22 protein-coding genes are annotated in these 21,093 nt (G+C 64.0%); 11 read left to right on the forward strand and 11 right to left on the reverse strand.

What is annotated here, in order from left to right; translation table 11 throughout:
- The first annotated feature begins 179 nt into the window (after nucleotides 1-179).
- Both EGJ86_RS13865 and EGJ86_RS13870 read left to right on the forward strand, forming a co-directional pair.
- The gene (locus EGJ86_RS13865) at nucleotides 180-764 is read left to right on the forward strand and encodes a DJ-1/PfpI family protein (protein ID WP_177432843.1); all 585 of its coding nucleotides are present in this window, start codon (nucleotides 180-182) and stop codon (nucleotides 762-764) included.
- 154 nt (nucleotides 765-918) lie between these two features.
- Nucleotides 919-1,221 carry a ribbon-helix-helix domain-containing protein gene (locus EGJ86_RS13870; protein ID WP_017675012.1) on the forward strand — a complete coding sequence of 101 codons (303 nt, stop codon included), beginning with the start codon at nucleotides 919-921 and terminating at the stop codon, nucleotides 1,219-1,221.
- A 235-nt stretch (nucleotides 1,222-1,456) separates the two neighbouring features.
- Here the strand turns inward: EGJ86_RS13870 and EGJ86_RS13875 are convergent, their stop codons facing one another.
- From EGJ86_RS13875 to EGJ86_RS13905, 7 genes are read right to left on the reverse strand one after another with little or no spacing between them, the layout of a single operon-like run.
- The gene (locus EGJ86_RS13875; protein ID WP_125835483.1) at nucleotides 1,457-2,944 is read right to left on the reverse strand and encodes an ATP-binding protein; all 1,488 of its coding nucleotides are present in this window, start codon (nucleotides 2,942-2,944) and stop codon (nucleotides 1,457-1,459) included.
- On the reverse strand, nucleotides 2,941-3,597 hold the full coding sequence (locus EGJ86_RS13880; RefSeq protein ID WP_106734472.1) for a response regulator transcription factor: 657 nt from the start codon (nucleotides 3,595-3,597) through the stop codon (nucleotides 2,941-2,943). Before EGJ86_RS13880 ends, EGJ86_RS13875 begins: the two co-directional genes overlap by 4 nt.
- An 18-nt stretch (nucleotides 3,598-3,615) precedes the next feature.
- Complete coding sequence (locus EGJ86_RS13885) at nucleotides 3,616-4,266, reverse strand: tetratricopeptide repeat protein (RefSeq protein ID WP_125835484.1); 651 nt, start codon at nucleotides 4,264-4,266, stop codon at nucleotides 3,616-3,618.
- An 11-nt stretch (nucleotides 4,267-4,277) separates the two neighbouring features.
- Nucleotides 4,278-5,069 carry an SDR family oxidoreductase gene (locus tag EGJ86_RS13890; RefSeq protein WP_125835485.1) on the reverse strand — a complete coding sequence of 264 codons (792 nt, stop codon included), beginning with the start codon at nucleotides 5,067-5,069 and terminating at the stop codon, nucleotides 4,278-4,280.
- Between the two features lie 4 nt (nucleotides 5,070-5,073).
- Nucleotides 5,074-5,733: a TenA family transcriptional regulator gene (locus EGJ86_RS13895; RefSeq protein ID WP_125835486.1), complete on the reverse strand. Its 660-nt coding sequence runs from the start codon at nucleotides 5,731-5,733 to the stop codon at nucleotides 5,074-5,076.
- Nucleotides 5,730-7,178, reverse strand: coding sequence for an AMP-binding protein (locus EGJ86_RS13900; protein ID WP_125835487.1), 1,449 nt, complete (start codon nucleotides 7,176-7,178; stop codon nucleotides 5,730-5,732). The genes EGJ86_RS13895 and EGJ86_RS13900 overlap by 4 nt, the downstream gene beginning before the upstream one ends.
- The gene (locus EGJ86_RS13905) at nucleotides 7,162-7,860 is read right to left on the reverse strand and encodes a thermostable hemolysin (RefSeq protein WP_125835488.1); all 699 of its coding nucleotides are present in this window, start codon (nucleotides 7,858-7,860) and stop codon (nucleotides 7,162-7,164) included. The genes EGJ86_RS13900 and EGJ86_RS13905 overlap by 17 nt, the downstream gene beginning before the upstream one ends.
- Nucleotides 7,861-8,076: 216 nt before the next feature.
- Here EGJ86_RS13905 and EGJ86_RS13910 point away from each other — a divergent pair, with 216 nt between their 5' ends.
- Nucleotides 8,077-9,129: a YhcG family protein gene (locus EGJ86_RS13910; RefSeq protein WP_125835489.1), complete on the forward strand. Its 1,053-nt coding sequence runs from the start codon at nucleotides 8,077-8,079 to the stop codon at nucleotides 9,127-9,129.
- A 50-nt stretch (nucleotides 9,130-9,179) separates the two neighbouring features.
- Here the strand turns inward: EGJ86_RS13910 and EGJ86_RS13915 are convergent, their stop codons facing one another.
- Entirely contained in the window at nucleotides 9,180-9,578 is a 399-nt protein-coding gene (locus EGJ86_RS13915) for a nuclear transport factor 2 family protein (protein ID WP_125835490.1), read from the reverse strand.
- A 111-nt stretch (nucleotides 9,579-9,689) separates the two neighbouring features.
- Here EGJ86_RS13915 and EGJ86_RS13920 point away from each other — a divergent pair, with 111 nt between their 5' ends.
- The 3 genes from EGJ86_RS13920 to zapE are packed head-to-tail and all read left to right on the forward strand — an operon-like array spanning nucleotide 9,690 to nucleotide 12,276.
- A complete protein-coding gene (locus EGJ86_RS13920) occupies nucleotides 9,690-10,280 on the forward strand; it encodes a GNAT family N-acetyltransferase (protein ID WP_125835491.1) in 591 nt (196 codons plus the stop codon).
- Nucleotides 10,277-11,161: a carbon-nitrogen hydrolase family protein gene (locus tag EGJ86_RS13925; RefSeq protein ID WP_125835492.1), complete on the forward strand. Its 885-nt coding sequence runs from the start codon at nucleotides 10,277-10,279 to the stop codon at nucleotides 11,159-11,161. Before EGJ86_RS13920 ends, EGJ86_RS13925 begins: the two co-directional genes overlap by 4 nt.
- 5 nt (nucleotides 11,162-11,166) lie before the next feature.
- On the forward strand, nucleotides 11,167-12,276 hold the full coding sequence (zapE, locus tag EGJ86_RS13930) for a cell division protein ZapE (protein ID WP_125835530.1): 1,110 nt from the start codon (nucleotides 11,167-11,169) through the stop codon (nucleotides 12,274-12,276).
- 1 nt (nucleotide 12,277) lies between these two features.
- Here zapE and EGJ86_RS13935 read toward each other — a convergent pair whose 3' ends face one another.
- Entirely contained in the window at nucleotides 12,278-12,826 is a 549-nt protein-coding gene (locus EGJ86_RS13935; RefSeq protein ID WP_125835493.1) for a cysteine hydrolase family protein, read from the reverse strand.
- 94 nt (nucleotides 12,827-12,920) lie between these two features.
- Between EGJ86_RS13935 and EGJ86_RS13940 the strand changes: the two genes are divergently transcribed.
- Nucleotides 12,921-13,895 carry a GlxA family transcriptional regulator gene (locus EGJ86_RS13940; RefSeq protein ID WP_125835494.1) on the forward strand — a complete coding sequence of 325 codons (975 nt, stop codon included), beginning with the start codon at nucleotides 12,921-12,923 and terminating at the stop codon, nucleotides 13,893-13,895.
- Here the strand turns inward: EGJ86_RS13940 and EGJ86_RS13945 are convergent.
- Entirely contained in the window at nucleotides 13,892-14,566 is a 675-nt protein-coding gene (locus EGJ86_RS13945) for a DUF1028 domain-containing protein (protein WP_125835495.1), read from the reverse strand. The genes EGJ86_RS13940 and EGJ86_RS13945 overlap by 4 nt on opposite strands.
- 140 nt (nucleotides 14,567-14,706) lie before the next feature.
- On the opposite strand from EGJ86_RS13945, the gene dsdA reads away from it, so the two are divergent.
- The gene (dsdA, locus tag EGJ86_RS13950; RefSeq protein WP_125835496.1) at nucleotides 14,707-16,062 is read left to right on the forward strand and encodes a D-serine ammonia-lyase; all 1,356 of its coding nucleotides are present in this window, start codon (nucleotides 14,707-14,709) and stop codon (nucleotides 16,060-16,062) included.
- A 51-nt stretch (nucleotides 16,063-16,113) separates the two neighbouring features.
- Here dsdA and EGJ86_RS13955 read toward each other — a convergent pair whose 3' ends face one another.
- Nucleotides 16,114-17,637: a fumarate hydratase gene (locus tag EGJ86_RS13955; RefSeq protein ID WP_125835497.1), complete on the reverse strand. Its 1,524-nt coding sequence runs from the start codon at nucleotides 17,635-17,637 to the stop codon at nucleotides 16,114-16,116.
- Between the two features lie 473 nt (nucleotides 17,638-18,110).
- On the opposite strand from EGJ86_RS13955, the gene EGJ86_RS13960 reads away from it, so the two are divergent.
- The 3 genes from EGJ86_RS13960 (at nucleotide 18,111) to EGJ86_RS13970 (ending at nucleotide 21,004) form a co-directional block, all read left to right on the forward strand.
- Nucleotides 18,111-19,238: a diguanylate cyclase gene (locus tag EGJ86_RS13960; protein WP_106734487.1), complete on the forward strand. Its 1,128-nt coding sequence runs from the start codon at nucleotides 18,111-18,113 to the stop codon at nucleotides 19,236-19,238.
- A complete protein-coding gene (locus EGJ86_RS13965; RefSeq protein WP_125835498.1) occupies nucleotides 19,231-20,169 on the forward strand; it encodes an iron-sulfur-binding ferredoxin reductase in 939 nt (312 codons plus the stop codon). The genes EGJ86_RS13960 and EGJ86_RS13965 overlap by 8 nt, the downstream gene beginning before the upstream one ends.
- 61 nt (nucleotides 20,170-20,230) lie before the next feature.
- Entirely contained in the window at nucleotides 20,231-21,004 is a 774-nt protein-coding gene (locus EGJ86_RS13970) for an enoyl-CoA hydratase (RefSeq protein ID WP_125835499.1), read from the forward strand.
- Nucleotides 21,005-21,093: the final 89 nt, after the last annotated feature.

Raw genomic sequence — 21,093 nt, forward strand, 5'->3', positions numbered from 1 at the left:
GGTCGGTAGCGATCAGGCAACGCGGTGTTTCGTGGTCCGGCTCTGGTTCGCGGCGGGGCGCCGCCCCTCCACAGTCGCTGTATCGGCGCTTGACCATTTGCGGAGTAGTACTCGGCTGTTACCTGTCGGAAGAAATAGGGGCGAATAATGGCGTTCGTTCCACCTACTTTCAGGAGACGATCATGGCTGCCAAGAAGATTCTCATGCTGGTCGGCGACTACGCCGAGGACTACGAAACCATGGTGCCGTTCCAGGCACTGCAGATGGTTGGCCATACCGTGCATGCGGTCTGCCCGGACAAGGTGACCGGGCAGACGGTACGCACCGCCATCCACGATTTCGAGGGCGACCAGACCTACAGCGAAAAGCCCGGCCACAACTTCGCCCTCAACTATGACTTCGCCAAGGTGCGTGCTGACGACTACGACGCGCTGCTGGTACCCGGTGGCCGCGCCCCCGAGTACCTGCGCCTGAACGCCGATGTCATTGCCTTGGTCAAGGCGTTCGCGGCGGCTGACAAGCCCATCGCTGCCGTTTGCCACGGTGCCCAGCTGCTGTCGGCAGCAGGAGTGCTGGAGGGACGTGAATGCAGCGCCTATCCTGCTTGTGCGCCGGAAGTGGCGCTGGCCGGTGGCAAGTACGTGGAAATCCCGGTGGACCAGGCGCACGTACAGGGCAAGCTGGTCAGCGCGCCGGCTTGGCCCGCGCATCCGGCATGGCTGGCAGCGTTTCTCAAGGTGCTCGGCACGGAAATTCGCCTGTAACCTCCGTAGCCCGGATGTAATCTGGGGCGCATCATTACCGGCATTCCCGCGCTAATTGCACCGAGCTATGGCGTGAGCAACACGTCGGGCGGATGCACCCCGCCAGTCCATACGTGGCGGGTTGCACCCACCCGACCTTTCAGGAGCACGACCGATGTGCGAACTCTATGTAAAGGCCGACCCGATCCTCTACGAATCGCGCTCACGCTCATTGCGCATCCGCGGTGTGGTCACCACGTTGCGTCTGGAAAATCAGTTCTGGGACATCCTGCGCGAAATCGCCGAAGTCGATGGCATGACCACCAACCAGCTGATCGCCAAGCTGCATGACGAAGTCATGGATTTTCGCGGCGAAGTGGTCAATTTCGCCTCGTTCCTGCGCGTCAGTTGCACCCGCTACCTGGCACAGAAGGCCGGGCGTCAGGTGCCGCTGAGGGTGGTTGGGGCGAGCGGCTGAGTCACTGGTACATCCAGAAGTTCGGATGTTCCTGCGCGTTCGGGGTGTTCGGTTGCTGGCTAGGCTGGGAGGGTTGGAAGAAGCGTTTGATCAGGCTCATGCGACGTTACTCCTGTAGGGGTTGTTGAACAGGTGTGCATGATCGGAGATGCGCTTCGATTGATAAAACGGATTGTCTCTATCTTGACGATTGGGTATGGCTATACCTGATCTTTATACGTGCCGTCGCGATCACTCAAGCATGGTCGCCGGGACGCCGGGGCAGGCGCACGCTGACGCGCAGGCCGCCAAGCGGTGACTCGTCCAGGGCGATGCTGCCCTGATGCAATTCCACCACGCGGCGCACGATGGACAGCCCCAGGCCAGCGCCCTGGCCTTCGCCAACGCGGAAGAATCGCTCGAACAAGCGCTCGCGCAATTCCACCGGCACGCCTGGGCCGCTGTCGAGCACTTGTAGCACCAGCTCTTGCGGCGTGGCCTGGAGTTGCACCTGAATGCAGCCACCTGCCGGGGTGTACTGCACGGCATTGCTCACCAGATTCTGCAGCAGGATGCCCAGGCTCGGGGCATCGGCTGGTAGCTGGTAGTCGGCGGGCTCCTGGGCGTCGAGAATCAGTTCTTGCTGGCGATTGAGCGCCAGTGGCGTCAGCTCGGCCAGTTCACTGCGCAGGAAGGCCAGCAGGTCGAGGTCACTCATGTTCAGGCGCACGCCATTGGGATCCAGCCGCGCCAGGGTCAGCAGCTGCGCGACCACACGGGTCGCTCGGTCGACACCGCTACCCAGCTGTTTTAGCGCCCCTTCGCGGTCGCTTGCGTCTGGCGCTTCCAGTGCGTTCTGGGCGTGGATACGCAGCACCGCCAAGGGCGTACGCAATTCGTGGGCAGCATCGGCGATAAAGCGTTTTTCCTGTTCCAGCAGTTGGTTGACCTGCATCAGCAGGCGGTTGAGCGCGGCCGCCATCGGTTCCAGTTCATTGGGTAATGGCGGGAAGACCAGAGGCGCCAGATTATCCGGGGCGCGGCCGCGAATGGCATCGGCCATGCGCTTGAGCGGATACAAACCCCAGCCCACGGTCAGCCACAGCAGCAGACCGACGATGGGCAGGCCGATCAGCAGCGGCTGCAGGCTGCGTTTGGCAATCTTGTCGATCAGCTCGCCGCGCACGTCCTCGCGCTCTCCGGCCAGTACCCAGTGGTAATCGCGGCTGTCATGCAGCACGAACACGCGCCAGTTGTGCTCCCCGATGGTCAGGGTGTGGTAGCCGATCAGGTAGCGGGCCAATTGCGCCAGGCGCTGCTGCATCGGCTGGTCGTTGTCCGGCAATACCAGGCCGAGCTGCTTGATCATGTCGTTGAGCAGCCCCGGCGGGGCGCTGGCCGACTGGAACAGCAGCTCGCCATCGTCGTCGAGCATCTGGAAGGCCAGCTTGCCTTCGTATTCGTGGCCGAGCAGGTTGTCCGGGTTGCGCGAGCTGTGCAGCAGCAACGCTTCGTCGAGCACCGCCTGCATCTCGCGGCGCTCGTTCTCGGTGAGGTCGTGGCGTACCAGCCCCATGAGCAGGCGCGCGGTCTGCGACAGCTGGGCGTCGAATAGCTCGCGTACTTCATGCACCGAGTCGTTGTAGATCTTGTGACTGATCAGCCCGAAGCTGCCGGCAACCAGCAGCAGGAGCAGGGCGAGCAGACGGGTGCGGATGGAGCCGAAGGTTTTCAGCAACCTCATTTGTCCACCAGATAACCGACGCCGCGCACGGTGCGGATCAGCTCCGGGAAGAATTTCTTGCGCAGGTGGTGCACGTGCACTTCCAGGGCGTTGCTCTCCACTTCCTCATCCCAGCCGTATAGCGCCTGTTGCAACTTGTCGCGGGTCAGCACGCGGCCGGGCTGGATCAGCAACTCGTGCAGCAAGAGGAACTCCTTGCGCGGCAGGTTGATGGTCTGGCCCTGGTATTCGACCACCTGGCTGGCCGGGTCGAGGCTGATACCGCGGTACTCCAGCGCCGGCTGCGGGCGCTGGAAACTGCGCCGCAGCAGCGCACGCAGGCGCGCCTTGAGTTCGGCGACGTCGAAGGGTTTGATCAGGTAGTCGTCGGCGCCGGCATCGAGCCCGGCGATGCGGTCACTGGTGGCATCACGCGCGGTCAGTATCAGCACCGGCACCGGATTGGCCGCGGCGCGCAGGTGCTTGAGCACCTGCAGGCCGTCCATGCGCGGCAGGCCGAGGTCGAGAATGGCCAGCTCGAAACTCTCGTGGCTCAGGGCGTGCAGGGCACTGGCGCCGTCCTGCAGCCAGTCCACGGTGTAGCCTTCGGGTTTCAGCGCGGTGCGAATGCCTTCGCCCAGGGCCTGATCGTCTTCGACGAGAAGAATGCGCATGGTCACTCCTGCAGAGGGTTACTGGAGTTTACCTGTCACCTGCTGCAAAAGCGCTGTGGCTTCTGCGCGGCGGCCCTGATCGGCCAGTTCGCGGCCGGGGCGATCCTTGGCCGCCAGGGCTTTTTCCAGCGCGGCGCGGGATTCTTCAAAGCGCTTCTGCCGTTGCAGGAAGTCGCCGTAGAAATAATTCGGATCGATGCCATTCGGGTTGATCGCCAGCGCCTGTTTGAGCATTTGCTCGGCCTGCTCGTCATCACCGAAGCCGATCGGCCAGCCGGGCACCTGGTAGTAGAGGCTGCCGAGGCTGGTGTAGGCCGAACCGTCCAGCGCTTGCGGATCGATGGTCAGGGCCTGTTCCAGGCTGGCCTTGGCTTCCTTGACCAGGCCCAGGGCGCCGAGACCACCTTTGGCGCCGGCCTCTGTGCTGAGGATGATGCCGCGCCAGATCAGCAGCTCAGCTGCCTTGGGCTCGCTGGCTAGCGCGGCGTCGGCCTGCGTGACGAGCTTGGCGAAGGCCTCTTCACGCTGCTTCTCCGGCGTCTGGTAGTTGATCTCTGCCCAGCGTGTTTGCAACTGATGCAACTGAGCCTGACCGTTGTCACTGAGGGCGAAGGCGGGCAGGGCGGTGAAACCGAGAGCGGCGATGATCAGGGTGCGAAATGCGTTCACGGGAAATCTCCTCAGTGCTTGTGGCGGGCAAAGCGTTGAATGATCGGCAACTGCTTGCGCAGGGCCTGGTCGACCACGCGTGGCAGCAGACCGTTGAGGCGCACGAACAGGTGCTCCGGCCAGCCCAGGTGGCGTTCCTCCTGCTCGCGGCCAATGGCGTCGAGCAACTGCTCGGCGACCTGCGCGGGATCGTCCATGGCCACGCCCAGCTCATCGTTCATCGCCACCACGCTGGGGGCGTTCATCGCCGTGCGGGTGGCGCGTGGGGCGAAGTAGAGGACGCGCACATGGGTGTCGGCCAGCTCGCGGCGCAGCGCTTCGGAGAAACCGCGCAGGGCGAATTTGCTGGCGCAGTAGGCGGCGAAGCCGGGGTAGCCGATGGCGCCGAAGGTGGAACCGATGTTGATCACCAGCGCGCGGTGCTGGGCACGTAGCAATGGCAGCAGGCGTTGGGTCAGTTGCAGCGTGGCGGTGACGTTGAGGCCGATCAGCTCGGCGATCTGCTGTTCGTCCTGCTGGTCGAGCAGGCCGAAGCGGTTGACCCCGGCGGCGTTGATCAGGCAGTTCAGCCCGCCGAAGTTCTGTGCCGCAGCAACCAGTGCATCACGTCCGCGGCGGCTGGCGATATCGGCCTGCACCAGTTTTACGTTCTGCGGAAAGCGTTGCAGCAAGGGCTGCAGAGGCTCCAGGCGACGCCCAACCAGCAGTAAATGGGCGCCTGCACTGGCCAGGCGCTCGGCCAGGGCCAGGCCGATGCCGCCACTGGCGCCGGTGAGCAGCGCACGACAATCCGTCGGTTGCATGACCTTACTCCTCGCCGGCAAGCGGCAGGCTGCGGAACATGTCGCCATACAGGCGGTAGACGACCTTGGCGGTATGCACCACGGCGGCCTTGTCATCGTCGTTGTCCAGGCGGTTCATCAGCTTCTTGAAAAACTCGATGTGCTCCAGATCCAGGCTGCCGTGAGAGTTGAGGTAACTGAAGGCCTTGCTCGGCAGTTGCAGTTTGTCCTGGATGATGCCGGCGGCCTGGGTGGCCAGGGCGATGCTGGTGCCTTCGAGGACGTTGACCATGCCGAAGAAGCTCACCGGGTTGTGCCGGGCGATGCGGTCATAGACGTAGGCCACCATCAGCTCGGTGGCCATGTGCGGGGTGCCATGGCGCACCGCTTCCTTGTCGGCACCGCAGGCAGCGATGTCGTTGAGCACCCACTCCTGGTGGCCGGTTTCTTCTTCGATGTACTCGGCGATAGCCTCGCGCAGCCATTCCAGGCGCTCCGGCAGGCGTGCGCCGCAGGCCATCAGCAGCGGTACGGTGTGCTTGACGTGGTGATAGGCCTCGGTAAGGAAGGCGATATAGCTGTGCAGGGCGACCTGGCCGGTCATGGCTTGCTGGATGATCGGCGCGCCGAGCAGGTAGTCGCGTTCGGCTTGGGTCTGGGCCAGCAGGGATTCGTAGAAGCTCATGCGTGTACTCCTTCGGCCATCAAGGCTTCGATGGCGGCTTGGTAATGGTTGAACAGGGCAGTGCGACGCAGGCGACCGTTGGCCGTGGCCAGGTCGTTGCTCGCGTTGAAGGGGGCATCGGCGCGCAGCCAGTGGTGCACGCGGGCGTAGTCCGGCAGGCCGTGATTGACGGCGTCCACCGCTGCCTGCAACTGCGCGTCAGGGGTATTGGGGTAGCGCGGCACCAGCACCGCGACGTTGGCCGGCAGCGCCTCGCCATGCAGCCAGGCCTGGGCGATGGGCAACTGCTGCACCAGCTCGGACTCGACCCATTCCGGGTTGACGTTACGCCCGTAGGCGGTGATGAACTGATGCTTCTTGCGCCCGTGCAGCACTAGGAAACCGTCCTCGAAATGGCCGAGGTCGCCGGTGCGCAACCATTCGCCTTGTGGCGCCGGGTCGCCGATGTAACCGAGCATGCGCGCGCCCTTGACCTGCACTTCGCCGTCGTCAGCCAGCATGACCTGCAGATGACCGAGCGGCTTGCCGGTGCTGCCGATACGGCGCTGCTCGGGGGTGTTCAGGCACACCACCGAGGCGCACTCGGACAGCCCGTAACCCTCGAAGATCGGCAGCCCCAGCGCATCGGCGCGCTGCAGCAACTGGGCCGAGACGCGCCCGCCACCGACGGCGATGAAGCGCAGCGAGTTCGGTACCGGCAGTTTGCGCTCGGCCGCGCTGACCAGCGCCAGCAGCAGTTGCGGCAGCAGAATCAGGCTGTGCGGCTGGGCGGCTTGCAGCGCCTGCAGAAAACGCATCAGGTCGAAGCCGCTGGCGCCGCTCAGGCCGATCTGCGCCATGGGCATCAGCTCGATCCGGGCGCCGGCCAACAGCGGCGCGTAAACGCCGGCGATATTCTCCAGCAGGGTCGCCAGCGGCAGGATGCACAGGTGCCGCTGCACCTCGCGACTGGCGCTGGCGTTGATCAGGCTTTCTGCCACCGCGAGTTGCGTGTCCAGATCCAGGCACACGCCCTTGGGTTGGCCGGTGGTGCCGGAGGTGTAGGTGATCTTGCAGGTGCCAGCGTGCAGCTCGGCCGGTTGCGCCACCATGCGTCGATGAATGTCGTTCTCGACGGTGGCGAAACCAGGAGCGCCGTTGCCGATCAGGCAGTCGATGCCGGCACTGTCGAGCACATGACGCTGCTGCTCGACAGAGAAGAACGCCGGTACCGGTACGCAGACCAGGCCTGCGTGCAGCACAGCCAGGTCCCACAACACCCAGTCGATGCCGTTGTCCAGGGCCAATGCCACGCGGTGGGCGCCGAGGGCCCGCAGGTGCCTGCCTCGTGCGGCGACCGCACCGAGCAGCTCGGCGTAGGTGAGGGTGCGTTCGCCTTCGGCCAGGGCGATGTGCGTACCGAACTCGCCGAGGCGGGCGAAGAAGGATTCAGCTGCAGACCACATCGGGCATGTCCTCCATGGCATACAGCGGTTGATGACCGAGACGCGGATAGGCGCCCAGCTGCAGCAGACGCTGATGGCCGCCATGGATGTCGCCGGCCATGACCAGAGGGCGGTTGTCGTAGTAACTGCCCCAGTCGGCCAGTTCATCGCCCATGCGCGTCGGATCGGCTTCGCCGAGGGCGATGGGGGTCAGGCCCAGGCGCTGGAAACTGTTGAGCAGGGTTGGAGTGCCAGTGAAGGTGACCCAGCGAAAACCCAGCGCCACCAGCAGATCGGGCAGGGCGACGATAAGCAGGCGCGCGGCGCCGGGACTGTCGGCGGCCAGGTTACCGACTTCCACCAGCTCGCCACGGCCCGGCACGCTGTTGCCCAGGCGTGCGCCGATGGCGCTCTGGATCGGCTCGTCCAGGTAACGTTCGAGAAACAGCGGGCCGCTGTTGCCGCTGCGCACGCCGACTGCGCCGAGCAACTGGCCGGTCTGGTTTTCCAGGCCGAACAGGCCGAACAGGCAGGGCATGAAGTGACGGATGCGTGCGCCGTGCTGCAGTTCGAAGCGCTGGCAGACGAACTGCTCCAGGGCAACGCGACGTGCGCTGCCGGGAGACGCCAGGTGGAGTTCGTAAGTATCGCCGCGCCCGATACGGGCAACGGGACGGTCGTGATGCGCCCAGGGTAGTTCCATCGTCGGAACCTCGGTGATTGGCCTGGGGGTGATTCTGGGAGGGCTGGCTTAACGCTGTATTAAGGCTTTGCAGAATGTTTCGGGCGTTGCGTTATCGCGGCTGAAGCCGCTCCCACAGGATCTTCGAACACTGGCTCTTGGCATGGTGAGGGGGTAAGTTTCGGGCTGAATGGGCCATTGATGTCAGGATCAAAATTGGCCATTCAGGGAGGAAAAATGACGTCACTCAACACTGACCCCACGCTGGAACCCTTGCTCACCGAACTGATCCGCCAGGCGCGGCAGCAGGCCGTGCGAGCGGTGGATGCGATCCAGGTGCAAACCTGCTGGGAAGTGGGGCGGCATATCGTCGAGTTCGAGCAAGGCGGGCAGGCGCGTGCTGCCTATGGCAAGAAGCTGCTGACCAATCTGGCCAATGGGCTGCAAGCCGAGTTCGGCAAGGGCTTCGACGAGCGCAACCTGCGACATATGCGCGCTTTCTATCAGGCGTTCCCGATTTGGAACGCACTTCGTTCCGAATTGAGTTGGACGCACTATCGCTCTCTGCTCAAGGTGGATAGCGACAGCGCCTGCCAGTGGTACTTGAACGAGGCCGCCGCGCAGAATTGGAGCACTCGCGCGTTGGAGAGGCAGATTGGCACGCTGTATTACGAGCGCCTGCTGGCCAGCCAGGATCGCACAGCGGTCGAACAGGAGGCGGCGAGTAACCTGCAAGCGCTGGGCAAGAGCCCACGCGAGTTCGTGCGTGATCCGGTACTGCTGGAGTTTCTCGGCCTCCCCAATGCTGGCGCCTTGCTGGAAAGCGAGCTGGAGCAGGCGCTGATCGATCAGTTGCAGCAGTTTTTGCTGGAGCTGGGCAAAGGCTTCGCTTTCGTTGGTCGGCAACAGCGCATCAGCACCGAGAGCAAGGACTTCTACATCGACCTGGTGTTCTACAACTACCTGCTCAAGTGCTTCGTGATTTTCGATCTCAAACGTGGCGAGCTGACCCATCAGGACATTGGCCAGATGGACATTTATGTGCGCATGTTCGATGACCTCAAGCGCGGCCCGGAGGACGGCCCGACCGTAGGCATTATCCTCTGTGCGCAGAAGGATGCCTCGCTGGTGCGCTACTCGGTGCTGCAAGGCAGCGAGCAATTGTTCGCCAGCAAGTACAAGTTGGTATTGCCCAGCGAAGAAGAGCTTCGTGCCGAACTGGATCGAGAGCGTGCGAGGCTAGCCGAGCAGCGCGGACTGTACTGGGTCACTGAGCCGAGCGATTTATAGGCTTGGCCCTATAGGGTAAAGACAGGACAAGGCCTCTGTGTTGAAGATGTTCAGCCCACCTGCGCAACCCAGTCGTTGAGGTTGTAGTAGTTGCTGATGCGCGCCACCTTGCCGTTCCTGATCTCGAAGAATGCACCGGCCGGCAGCACGTAGGTCTGGCCGTTGGCCGGTGGCAGGCCCTCGTCGTTGGCCAGGTATTCGCCGTGTACCACGAACTCGGCAGCGGCGCGGCTGCCGTCAGCGTTCTGCATGACCACGATGTCGTCCAGGCGCTCGCGGTAGCAACGGTTCATCTTGTCCATAAAAGCGGCGAAGGTGGCCTTGCCGACCTGACGTTCACCCTGGTTGATGTCGTGCACCACGTCGTCTGCCAGCAGGTCGAGGAAGGCGGGCATGTCGCCGGCGTTGAAGGCGGCATAGTAGGCCTGAACCAGTTCGGTGGCGGTCATGGCTAAGTTCCTTTCGTAGCGTGGTTAGTGGTTCGTTGGCCCGCATGATAAGTTCGCGGTTTACCGCTGGTATAGCTGCCGGCGTCACCCTGTTGCTGGCGAGCGACTGCAATGGATATCCGACTGCTCCGGGGGGCGGAGATCGAACCCCATATCGACGACCTGGCGCGCCTGCGCATCCAGGTGTTCCGCGAGTTTCCCTACCTCTACGACGGCAACCTCGACTACGAGGCCGAGTACCTGGCTACCTACGTGCGCAGTGTCGATAGTCTTTGCGTGCTGGTACGTGACGAGGGCCGTGTGGTCGGCGCGTCCACGGCACTGCCGCTGGCCGATGAAACCGAGGAATTCCAGCAGCCGTTCATCGCTGCGGGGTGGAATCCGGCGCGCATCTTCTACTGCGCCGAGTCGGTGGTGTTGCCGGCCTGGCGCGGGCGTGGACTCGGCGTGCGCTTCTTCGTCGAGCGCGAGGTCCATGCGCGCAAGCTGGGCGGCTTCGACTGGTGCGCCTTCTGCGCCGTGCAGCGCCCCGTCGATCATCCGAGGCGGCCAGCCGACTATCAGCCGCTGGACGCCTTCTGGGCGCGCCGCGGCTATCGCCATCACCCCGAATTGCTCACCTATTACCACTGGCGCGATCTGGATGAAGCCGAGGAGTCGGCCAAACCCATGTCGTTCTGGTTGAAGGAGCTCGCTTCATGATCAAGGTCGCCGCCTGTCAATATCACATCGACCTGTTCGTCACCTGGGACGAATATGCCGAGCACCTCACCACGCTGTGTGAGGACGCAGCCGGGCAGGGCGCCGAGTTGCTGCTGCTGCCGGAATACGCCGGCCGGGTGCTGACCGGCCAGTGGCCGGACGCCGCGCGCGGCGACCTGCACGGCTCCATCGCCGGCATCCAGCCGCTGCTGTCACGCTGGCTGGATCTGTGCGAGAGCCTGGCGCGGCGGTTGAGTATCTACCTGCAGCCCGGTTCGGTGGCGGTGCTGGATGATGACGGCATCTATCGCAATCGCGCCTGGCTGTTCGGTCCGGACGGCTGCCTGGGCACTCAGGACAAGCTGATCATGACCCGCTTCGAGCTGGAGCAATGGCACATCGCGGCGGGTAACGGCCTTAAGGTGTTCGATACCGCGTTGGGTAAGCTGGGTATCCTGATCTGTTACGACAACGAGTTTCCGCTGCTGGCGCATACCCTGGCCGAAGCCGGGGTCGACCTGATTCTCGCGCCCAGTTGCACCGACACCGTGGCCGGTTTTCACCGCGTGCGCATCGGCGCCCAGGCCCGTGCGCTGGAGAACCAGATCGCCGTGCTGCATTCGCCCACCGTCGGCCTGGCACCCTGGTCGCCGTCGCTGGACGAAGGCTATGGCCGCGCCTCGCTGTACGTACCATCGGACTACGGCATGCCGGCTAGCGGCATCGTCGCCGAGAGCGAGGAGCTATGCCCCACGCGCAGCCACTGGCTGATCTGCGAGCTGGATCTGGATGAAGTACGCCGCGTGCGTGAGCAGGGCCAGGTGTTCACCCGTCGTGACTGGCCACGGCAGTTCGATGACGGCCGGCTGGTGCTACGTTGACCGCGATGCAGGCGCCGCGCGATTCGCCCCAGGCCGCCTATCAGCGTGCGCTTGCTGCCGGTTTCGTGGTCGATGCCGCGCAGCGCCGTGCGGTCGAGGCGCTGCAGCACTGTCATGAGGCTGTTGAGCGAGGTGAGCGGCCTCTTGGCGTCTACCTCTGGGGGCCGGTCGGGCGTGGCAAGACCTGGCTGATGGACAGTTTCTACAACGCCTTGCGGGTGCCGGCGCGGCGACAGCATTTTCATCACTTCATGCAATGGGTGCATCGCCGGCAGTTTCAGCTCACTGGCAATGCCGACCCGCTGCGCCTGCTGGCCGAGGAGTTGGGGCGCGAGGTGCGCGTGCTGTGTTTCGACGAGCTGTTCGTCAGCGATATCGGCGATGCCATGCTGCTCGGCCGCCTCCTCAGTCTGGTCGTGGAGCAGGGCGTGGTACTGGTGGCGACCTCCAACCAGCCGCCCGATCAACTCTATGCCGAGGGCTATAACCGCGAGCGCTTCCTCCCGGCTATCACCGCGCTCACGGCGCATATGCAGGTGGTAGCAGTTGACGGCGAACAGGATCACCGCCTGCATCCCGGTGCTGAGGTGCAGCGCTATTGGGTGCGGCAGCCGCAAGCCTTGGGTGAGCTGTTCGCTCGTTTGAACGAGGGGCAGGTCATCAGCCGTGAGCCAGTGGAGCTGGCCTATCGCAGCGTATCGACCCTCGGCCATAGTCCGGCCGCGCTGTGGTGTCGTTTCCGTGATCTGTGCGAGCAGCCATTGGCAGCGGTGGATTTCATCGAATTGTGCGAGCGCTTTCCGGCCATCCTGCTTGGCGAAGTGCCGCGCCTGGGTGGCGAGCAACGCGAGGGGCGCATCGCCCGTGGCACCGAGGACGGTGCCGAGCGGGTCGATGCCGGGGATCGGCAATTGCCGGCGCTGTCGCATAATGACGATGCGGTGCGCCGCTTCATCGCCCTGGTCGACGAGTGCTACGACCGTCGCGTGCCGCTGTATATCGAAGCCGAGGTGGCGCTGGATCAGCTCTACACCCAGGGCTATCTCGGCTTCGCCTTCCGGCGCACGCTGAGTCGCCTGCGCGAGATGCAACTGCAGCGCTTCGGCGCCAGCTGATTCAGCCGGCCAGATACTGCTCGGTCGAAATCACGTTCGCGTAGGCGAAGGCCAGTGCGGCCATATAGGCGGCATGCACCTGGGCGGCCGGAATCGATTGCCCCTCGAATTCCTGGTCGCGCGTCGCGCAGGCATCGTGAATGACCGTGGTGGCATAGCCGAAGTCGCTGCTGGCGCGGGCTGTGGCATCGATGCACATATGACTCATGGCGCCAACCAGGGTGATCTGCTCGATGCCGGCGGCGTCGAGTTGAGCCTTGAGGTCGGTGCCGAGAAAGGCGTTGACCTGATGCTTGAGCACCACCACTTCGCTCGCCAGCGGCTGCACCTGCGGATGGATGTTCGCACCAGCGCTGCCGGGAACGAAGAAGGGCGCGTCGGCGCTTTCGAATTCATGGCGTACATGGATCACCTTATCGCCCGCCTGGCGTGCTGCCGCCAGCACGCGGGCGGCGTTGGCGGTTGCTCCGTCCATGCCTTCGAGCGACCACTTGCCGCCGGCAAAATAGTCGTTCTGAATGTCGATCAGGATCAGGGCGCGCTTGCTCATGGTTGTCTCCGTGGGATGATGTGCGGCAAACCTTATCGCCCTGGCGCGCCTGCGAGGATGGGCGCGGCCGACAATCTGCGGGGAAAAACTGACAATGAGCGAGCGCTGTCTGGAGATTGGCCTGTTGCGCTACCCCGGTGCCCAGCTGGCAGCGGTGTATGGTCTGGGCGATCTGTTCGCGGTGGCCAATCGCATGGCCGCCGGGCAGGGGCGTGAGGGGCTGCCTCGGCTGCGGGTCAGTCACTGGCAGGCCGATGAAGCAGGACAGCTTCAGCGCATGTTCGACAGCTTGCCGCAGGCCGAGGGTACGCCGCAGGTAGTGATCTTGCCGCCCTGTCTGGACGATGCTGCTGAGCAGCCGCTCGCTGCCGTGTACCGTGACTGGCTGCGTGCACAGCACGGCGCCGGCGTGCTGCTGGCTTCGGTCTGTGCCGGCGCCTTTGCACTGGCCGAGTCCGGTTTGCTCGATGGGCGCACGGTGACTACCCACTGGGCGCTGGCAGCGCAGATGGCGGCGCGTTTTCCGCAGGTGCAGGTACTGCCCGAACGCATGGTGATCGATGACGGTGACTTGATCACCGCCGGTGGTCTGATGGCCTGGACCGATCTCGGTCTGGCCATTGTTACTCGCCTGCTGGGGCCGACCATCGCCGCCGAGACCGCGCGCTTTCTGGTGGTGGACCTGAACCGCGAATCGCAGCGCCATTTCAGCAGCTTCGCGCCCAGCCTCGATCACGGCGATGCCGCAGTGCTTGCCGTGCAGCGCTGGTTGCAGGGGGAGGAGGGCGCCGAGGCGAGCCTGGTCGATATGGCCGCGCGTGCCGGGCTGGGGGAGCGCACCTTTCTGCGTCGCTTTCGCGCCGCCACCGGGCTGAAGCCCACCGAGTACTGCCAGCAGCTACGTGTGAGCAAGGCGCGCGAAATGCTCGAGTTCACTCGCCAGAGCATCGACCAGGTGGCCTGGCAGGTGGGGTATCGCGACAGTGGCGCGTTTCGCAAGGTCTTCACTCGTCTGGTGGGCCTGTCGCCTGGCGATTACCGGCGGCGTTTCGGCACCACTGCGCGTTAGACCGAGTCTTCCGCCGCCAGGCCCGCTGGATTATCGCGAGTCGGCATGGCAAGAATTTCTGGCAGTACTTCGCGGGCGAAGACCTTGTGCAGTCGGCGCAGCTCGGCCACCGGGTCGAGGTTATGGTCGACGCGGATGTCCCACAGCGGATACTCCTCCTGATCGACCACGTAGATCACCGCGGAGGATTCGCCATGACGGTCGCCGCCGCAGCGGTCGCCAGCGGCCAGGGCTTCGATCAGGCGTTCGATCAGTGGGTGTTTCTCCGCGTGGCGGAAGGCTTCGGCCACGGCGTCCAGAACCTGCGGGCCGACCAGGCGATTGCCCTGCACGGAGAACTGTTCGCCGCTCAGCGAGCCGGCCCAGGGCAGACACTTGTCGCCGGTCCAACACAGGCTGTCGCCCAGGGCGTCGATCAGGGCGCATTGGCGCAGTTCCATGCACGGATCGGTGTCTTTGAGCCGCTCCAGCACTTCCTTAGCCGATAATCCCTGACGCAGTAGCGCCAGTCCATCCAGACCCAGATAGGGGTTGACCTGCGCCTGGGTGGCCACCGCTCCTGCACCGGCAGCCGCATGGCTGAGCAGTTTGCCGACGGCTGGCATCGCAGTGGCGGCAGCGACGCCGAACTGTCCGCTGCGCGGGCAGCGGGCAACGATGGAAAAGGTCATGGCAACTCCTTGGCGGTTTCACGGTTAGGCCACTCCTGGGCAGGTATCGTTCCGCTTACCTGCCGCTCGTGGCCTTTGCCAGATGGCTGTCAGCGTCATCTAATGGGCGTTGTTAACGGCCTGCAATGAGGAAACTGCCGATGATCCTTGGTCAGCCGCTCGCCCAGTGGCGCGCGCAATACCCGCTACTCGACGAGCTGATCGCCTTGCGTGAAACAAGCTGGTTCAACCCTGCCGTGGCACCTGTCAGCGAGGCGCTGGGCGATGTGGGCTTGAACGCCGCAGACGTGGCTGATGCCAGCGCCCGTCTCGCGCGGTTCGCGCCATATCTGGCTCGCGTGTTCCCGCAGACGGCCGCCAGCGGCGGGGTCATCGAATCGGACATCCTGCTCATGTCGCAGATGCGCGCGTTGCTCATTGATGAGGCCCAGGCAGACGGCGAAATCGGCGCCCTGTGGCTCAAGCGTGACAGCCACCTGCCCATTTCCGGTTCGATCAAGGCCCGCGGCGGTATCTACGAGGTGCTCAAGCATGCCGAGGACCTGGCACTGGCTGCTGGGCTGCTGAGCCTCGATGACGATTATGCCTGCCTCGACAGCGAAGAGATGCGCGCCTTCTTCGGTGGCTATCAGGTAGCCGTCGGCTCTACCGGCAACCTGGGGTTGTCCATCGGCATCATCAGCGCGCGGCTGGGTTTCCAGGCCACGGTGCACATGTCCGCTGATGCGCGCCAATGGAAGAAGGACAAGCTGCGCGCCCATGGCGTGACGGTGGTTGAGTACGCCAGCGATTACAGCGTTGCGGTGGAGCAGGGGCGGCGTCAGGCCGAAGGCGATCCGCGTTGCCACTTCGTCGATGACGAAAATTCCAGGCACCTGTTCCTCGGCTACGCGGTGGCCGGTGAGCGTCTCAAGCAGCAACTGGCGACAGCCGATGTCGTTGTCGATGCCGAGCATCCGCTGTTCGTCTACCTGCCTTGTGGCGTCGGTGGTGGGCCGGGTGGCGTGGCCTTCGGCCTGAAACTGGCGTTCGGCGATGCGGTGCACTGCCTGTTCGCCGAACCGACCCATTCACCGTGCATGCTGCTCGGCGTGCATACCGGACGGCATGAGGCATTGGCGGTGCAGGATTTCGGTATCGACAACCGCACGGCTGCTGACGGACTGGCCGTGGGGCGACCATCCGGCTTCGTCGGCCGCGCCATACAGCGCCTGATCGATGGCTATTACACGGTCAGTGATGAGCAGCTGCTCCGTTACCTGGCACTGCTTGAGCGCGCTGAAGGTCAGCGCCTTGAACCTTCGGCGCTGGCCGGTATGCCGGGTGTGCTGCGTGTGCTGGGCGAGCAGCAGGGCTATCGCTCGCGCATCGGCCTGACGCCGCAGCGCCTGGCGCGGTCCACCCACCTGGTGTGGGCGACCGGCGGCAGCATGGTGCCGGAAGCGGAGATGGACCATTACCTGGCGCGTGGCCGGCAGTTGCTGCAGGACGCCTGAAAACACAGAAGCCCGGCACTTGGCCGGGCTTCTGCTTTGCAGCGTTGACGCTTACTTCACTTCCACTGCCAGGCTTTCGGCGATCTTCTTGTTCCAGATCGCCGGGCCGGTGATGTGTACCGATTCGCCGTTGCTGTCGACAGCAACGGTAACCGGCATGTCCTTCACTTCGAACTCGTAGATCGCTTCCATGCCCAGTTCGGCGAAGGCCAGCACCTTGGACTTCTTGATCGCCTGGGCCACCAGATAGGCAGCGCCGCCGACGGCCATCAGGTACACGGCCTTGTTGTCCTTGATCGCTTCGATGGCGATCGGGCCGCGCTCGGATTTGCCGATCATGCCCAGCAGACCGGTCTGCTCGAGGATCTGACGGGTGAACTTGTCCATCCGCGTGGCCGTGGTCGGGCCAGCCGGGCCCACCACTTCGTCACCGACCGGATCGACCGGGCCGACGTAGTAGATGAAGCGACCTTTGAGGTCCACCGGCAGTTGCTCGCCCTTGTTCAGCATGTCGACCATGCGCTTGTGCGCAGCGTCGCGGCCGGTGAGCATCTTGCCGTTGAGCAGGACGGTCTCGCCCGGTTTCCAGCTCTGCACGTCTTCCGGGGTCAGGGTGTCGAGGTTGACGCGGCGCGCGCTCGGGCCGGCTTCCCAGACGATTTCCGGGTAAGCGTCCAGATCTGGCGCTTCCAGCGAGGCCGGGCCGGAGCCGTCGAGCACGAAGTGGGCGTGACGGGTGGCGGCGCAGTTGGGGATCATGCACACCGGCAGCGAAGCTGCGTGGGTCGGGTAATCCATGATCTTGACGTCAAGCACGGTGGTCAGGCCGCCCAGACCCTGAGCGCCGATGCCCAGCTGGTTGACCTTCTCGAACAGCTCCAGACGCAGCTCCTCGATACGATTCTGCGGGCCGCGAGCCTGCAGTTCGTGGATGTCGATGTGCTCCATCAGCACTTCCTTGGCCATCACCGCGGCCTTCTCGGCGGTGCCGCCGATACCGATGCCGAGCATGCCGGGCGGGCACCAGCCAGCACCCATGGTCGGCACGGTCTTGAGCACCCAGTCGACGATGGAGTCGGACGGGTTGAGCATGGCCATCTTCGACTTGTTCTCGGAGCCGCCGCCCTTGGCCGCGACGTCCACTTCCACCTTGTCACCAGGGACGATGGAGTAGTGGATCACCGCCGGGGTGTTGTCCTTGGTGTTTTTGCGGGCACCGGCCGGGTCGGCCAGGATCGAGGCGCGCAGGACGTTCTCGGGCAGGTTGTAGGCGCGACGCACACCCTCGTTGATCATGTCGTCGACGCTCATGGTGGCGCCGTCCCAGCGCACGTCCATACCGACCTTGATGAACACGGTGACGATGCCGGTGTCCTGGCAGATCGGGCGGTGGCCGGTGGCACACATGCGCGAGTTGATCAGGATCTGCGCCATGGAGTCCTTGGCGGCCGGCGACTCTTCCTTCAGATAGGCCTCGTGCATGGCCTGGATGAAGTCGACGGGGTGGTAATAGGAGATGAACTGCAGTGCGTCGGCAACGCTCTGAATCAGGTCGTCCTGCTTGATCACGGTCATTGGGGCGCTCCTCTATCAGGGAACATCAACAAGGAAGCGCCGGACAAGACCCGGCGCAACGGCGGAAGGGCAGCTCTGAAAATTATCTTTGATATTTTTCAGAGCTGCCCAAAAAGGCGCGGCAGTATACCGCAGCCAGCCGTGACGGGCACAGCAGCCAAAGGTCGATGGCAAGCGCAGTGGGCGGTTATCGGGCGTTTGTAGAACGACCTCGGTTTTGGCTTTCTGCGTCGCTCTGCCTCCTGCTTCCATTCGGTCGTGGCTTGTCAGCGTTACTTGAAAATTGGCAGGACGCCAGCCTGGTCACATGCTCATTCGCCGCTTGTAACGTCGAGCACGACTGGGAGCGTTTTCGATCGTTCTTTCTTGCGCAGACTGGCTCGCCGCGATTTTAGGCGGCCTCCTACTGTGGCCTAGGTTTTTTGTGATCACAGGGGTAGAGTACGGCCAGATGCCAGTATGGGATGGAGCCCATGAGCTCAACGACTCGCCGGGGAACGCAACGCAGCCTGCAGAGCCTCCTGCTCAAACGCTTCGCCATGGCCTTCGCTACTTACGCGATGATGGCGCTCGTCTGCTGGTTTGCTGTGTTCAATGGCCTTTTCCTCGGTTCCATCAGCACCGCTGCCTGGCTGACCCTGGGTGTTTTCGGCAGCCAATTGGTATTTCTCTGGCTGTTTCTGTCCGGCCGCAACCTGCGATGTGAAGATCCCAGCCTGACCGAAGCCCAGGTACTGGTGGCGCTGGCCTGGCAGCCGCCGGTGCTGGCGTTGTTCGACAGCGCGCGCGGCGTGATGATGGTCTTCTACGTACTGATTCTGCTGTTCGGCGTGTTCCAGCTGCCGCCGCGGGTGTTCGTGCGTTGCGCCGCGTTCGCTTTCTTCGGTTTCACTGCGATGATATTGGTCGAGGCCTACCGCATGCAGTTGGTGGACCCGAGTATGGCCTGGCTACAGGTGTGGGTGCTGTTCATCCTGCTGGTCTGGCTATGTCTGTTCTCCAGCTACGTGCAGGCCATGCGCAAACGCATGCGCCAGCGCCGCTTCGCCCTACAAGCGCACCAGGACACCCTGCGTGGGATGATGCGCCAGCTCGAGGACCTGGTCGCCACCGATGAGCTCACCGGCCTGTTCAATCGTCGTCATTTCCTGCGTCTGGCCACCCGCGAACTGGGGCATCTGGACCACGGGCGGCATCACGGCCTGGCGCTGATCGACCTGGACCATTTCAAGCGAATCAACGATGCTCATGGCCATGCTGCGGGTGATCGGGTGCTGCAAACCTTCGCCGCGGTGGCCCGTGCCTGTCTGCGTGACGGCGACATCATTGCCCGCTATGGCGGTGAGGAATTCGTGCTGCTATTGCCCAATACCGATGCTGATCAGTTCACCGCCTGCTGCGAGCGCTTGCGCGAAGCCTTCGCCAAGGCCGAGCCAGTGGGCGTGAAGGTCGATAATCTGAGCCTCTCCGCCGGCATGACACTGTTGGTCGCCGGGGACGATCTCGATGAAGCGCTGCAGCGTGCCGATCAGGCGCTCTATCAGGCCAAGCGCGGCGGCCGTAATCGTTGCGACGCCAGCTGGGAGAACGCGGGTGCCTGAGCTGCGCGTCGGTGACCAGCTGCTGCAAGTCGCCCATCAAACCAACCTGCTCGATGCGTTGCTCAGCGGCGGTGTGGCGGTGCCCTACAGCTGTCGTGCCGGCAGTTGCCATGCTTGCCTTGTGCGTTGCGTTGCCGGCGAGCCGCTGGACCGTCAGCCCGAGGCACTGGCGGTCGACAAGCGCGCCGAGGGCTGGCGCCTGGCCTGCCAGTGCCAGGTGATCGAGGATCTGCAGGTCGAGCCCTTCGACCCGCAGCGTGACGGCCTGTCAGCCAAGGTGCTCGCACTGGACTGGCCCAGCCCGCAGGTTCTGCGCCTGCGTTTGCAGCCGGCCAAACCACTGCGCTATCGCCCCGGCCAGCACCTGCTGCTGTGGAATGAGCAGGGTGTAGCGCGTCCCTATTCGTTGGCCAGCGTGCCGGGTGAGGACGACTGGCTGGAGTTTCACATCGACTGTCGCCTGCCCGGTGCGTTCTGCGATGCAGCGCGGCGCTTGCAGGTTGGCGACACGCTGCGGCTCGGCGAGCTGCGCGGTGGCGCTCTGCATTACGACGCCGATTGGCAGGCGCGACCACTGTGGTTGCTTGCCGCCGGTACGGGGCTGGCGCCGTTGTACGGGGTCTTGCGTGACGCGCTGCGTCAGGAGCACCAGGGCGCCATCCGCCTGCTGCACGTGGCGCATGAGCCGGCCGAGCATTATCTGGCGCACGAACTTCAGGCACTGGCGGAGCAGCACGCCAATCTGCAGGTGGAACTGGTGACAGCGGCGCAGTTGCCGGCTGCTTTGGCCGAACTGCGCCTTGTTTCGCGGCAAACCCTCGCCTTACTCTGCGGCCATCCCTTGACGGTCGACAGCTTCGCGCGGCGCCTCTATATGGCCGGTTTGCCACGCAGTCAGATGCTCGCCGACGTCTTTCTCACTCGCGCATAGGCTATGCCGGGCCGGTCAGGCCTTGCGCCGGTGCGTATGACGCACCCATTGGAGCCCTGGCATGAGCGAGCACCTGCATATCGAGCGCGACGGCGGTCTGTTGACCCTGCGCATGCACCGTCCGGACAAGAAGAATGCGTTGACCCGCGCCATGTACGCCGGCATGGCCGAGGTGCTGGACGAGGCCGAGCGCGACCCGGGCGTGCGCGTGGTGCTACTCACTGGTGGTGAGGCGTGTTTCACCAGCGGTAACGATGTCGCCGACTTTATCCAGGCACCGCCCACCGGCCTGAACAGCGAAGTGTTCCAGTTCATGCGCGCGCTGTTCGAATTCAGCAAACCGGTGGTCGCCGCAGTGGCTGGTCCGGCGGTGGGCATCGGTACCACCTTGCTGCTGCATTGCGATCTGGTCTACGTCAGTCGTGATGCGCAGTTGAAAATGCCCTTCGTCAATCTTGGCTTGTGCCCCGAATATGGCTCCAGCCTGATTTTGCCTCGCTTGCTGGGGCATGCACGCGCCGCCGAACTGCTGCTGCTCGGCCAGTCCTTCACGGGGGAGCAGGCCGCGACCTGGGGTATAGCCAATCAGGCACTGGAGGATGGCGCCGCGACGTTGAACAAGGCGCGCGAGATGGCACAGCGTTTTCTCCAGCTGGCCCCCTCGGCGGTAGCCGACAGCAAACGGCTGATGCGCGCACCGGATCGCGAGCAATTGCGCCAGGTGATCGAGGAGGAGGGTGCGTTGTTCGGCCAGCGTCTGCGTTCGCCGGAGGCCATCGAGGCGTTGACGGCCTTCATGCAGCGCAGGAAGCCGGATTTTTCCAAATTCGCGTAGGGTGCGTCTCGCGCACCAGGGCTGGTTGTGGCTGGAAGACAGTGCACCACGAAAAATCGGTGCGCACGGCGCACCCTACCGGCAAGCGG

The sequence above is a fragment of the Pseudomonas sp. o96-267 genome (assembly GCF_003935465.1).
Classification (GTDB): Bacteria; Pseudomonadota; Gammaproteobacteria; order Pseudomonadales; family Pseudomonadaceae; genus Aquipseudomonas; species Aquipseudomonas sediminis.

Bases quoted from the DNA above. Each gene is read 5' to 3' on its own strand.
- EGJ86_RS13900 (WP_125835487.1), bottom strand. From the start codon at position 7,178: ATGTGGTCTGCAGCTGAATCCTTCTTCGCCCGCCTCGGCGAGTTCGGT.
- dsdA (WP_125835496.1), top strand. From the start codon at position 14,707: ATGATCCTTGGTCAGCCGCTCGCCCAGTGGCGCGCGCAATACCCGCTA.
- EGJ86_RS13880 (WP_106734472.1), bottom strand. From the start codon at position 3,597: ATGCGCATTCTTCTCGTCGAAGACGATCAGGCCCTGGGCGAAGGCATT.
- EGJ86_RS13935 (WP_125835493.1), bottom strand. From the start codon at position 12,826: ATGAGCAAGCGCGCCCTGATCCTGATCGACATTCAGAACGACTATTTT.
- EGJ86_RS13970 (WP_125835499.1), top strand. From the start codon at position 20,231: ATGAGCGAGCACCTGCATATCGAGCGCGACGGCGGTCTGTTGACCCTG.
- EGJ86_RS13915 (WP_125835490.1), bottom strand. From the start codon at position 9,578: ATGACCGCCACCGAACTGGTTCAGGCCTACTATGCCGCCTTCAACGCC.
- EGJ86_RS13960 (WP_106734487.1), top strand. From the start codon at position 18,111: ATGAGCTCAACGACTCGCCGGGGAACGCAACGCAGCCTGCAGAGCCTC.
- EGJ86_RS13945 (WP_125835495.1), bottom strand. From the start codon at position 14,566: ATGACCTTTTCCATCGTTGCCCGCTGCCCGCGCAGCGGACAGTTCGGC.
- EGJ86_RS13940 (WP_125835494.1), top strand. From the start codon at position 12,921: ATGAGCGAGCGCTGTCTGGAGATTGGCCTGTTGCGCTACCCCGGTGCC.
- EGJ86_RS13910 (WP_125835489.1), top strand. From the start codon at position 8,077: ATGACGTCACTCAACACTGACCCCACGCTGGAACCCTTGCTCACCGAA.
- EGJ86_RS13890 (WP_125835485.1), bottom strand. From the start codon at position 5,069: ATGCAACCGACGGATTGTCGTGCGCTGCTCACCGGCGCCAGTGGCGGC.
- EGJ86_RS13920 (WP_125835491.1), top strand. From the start codon at position 9,690: ATGGATATCCGACTGCTCCGGGGGGCGGAGATCGAACCCCATATCGAC.
- EGJ86_RS13895 (WP_125835486.1), bottom strand. From the start codon at position 5,733: ATGAGCTTCTACGAATCCCTGCTGGCCCAGACCCAAGCCGAACGCGAC.
- zapE (WP_125835530.1), top strand. From the start codon at position 11,167: ATGCAGGCGCCGCGCGATTCGCCCCAGGCCGCCTATCAGCGTGCGCTT.
- EGJ86_RS13955 (WP_125835497.1), bottom strand. From the start codon at position 17,637: ATGACCGTGATCAAGCAGGACGACCTGATTCAGAGCGTTGCCGACGCA.
- EGJ86_RS13905 (WP_125835488.1), bottom strand. From the start codon at position 7,860: ATGGAACTACCCTGGGCGCATCACGACCGTCCCGTTGCCCGTATCGGG.
- EGJ86_RS13870 (WP_017675012.1), top strand. From the start codon at position 919: ATGTGCGAACTCTATGTAAAGGCCGACCCGATCCTCTACGAATCGCGC.
- EGJ86_RS13875 (WP_125835483.1), bottom strand. From the start codon at position 2,944: ATGAGGTTGCTGAAAACCTTCGGCTCCATCCGCACCCGTCTGCTCGCC.
- EGJ86_RS13925 (WP_125835492.1), top strand. From the start codon at position 10,277: ATGATCAAGGTCGCCGCCTGTCAATATCACATCGACCTGTTCGTCACC.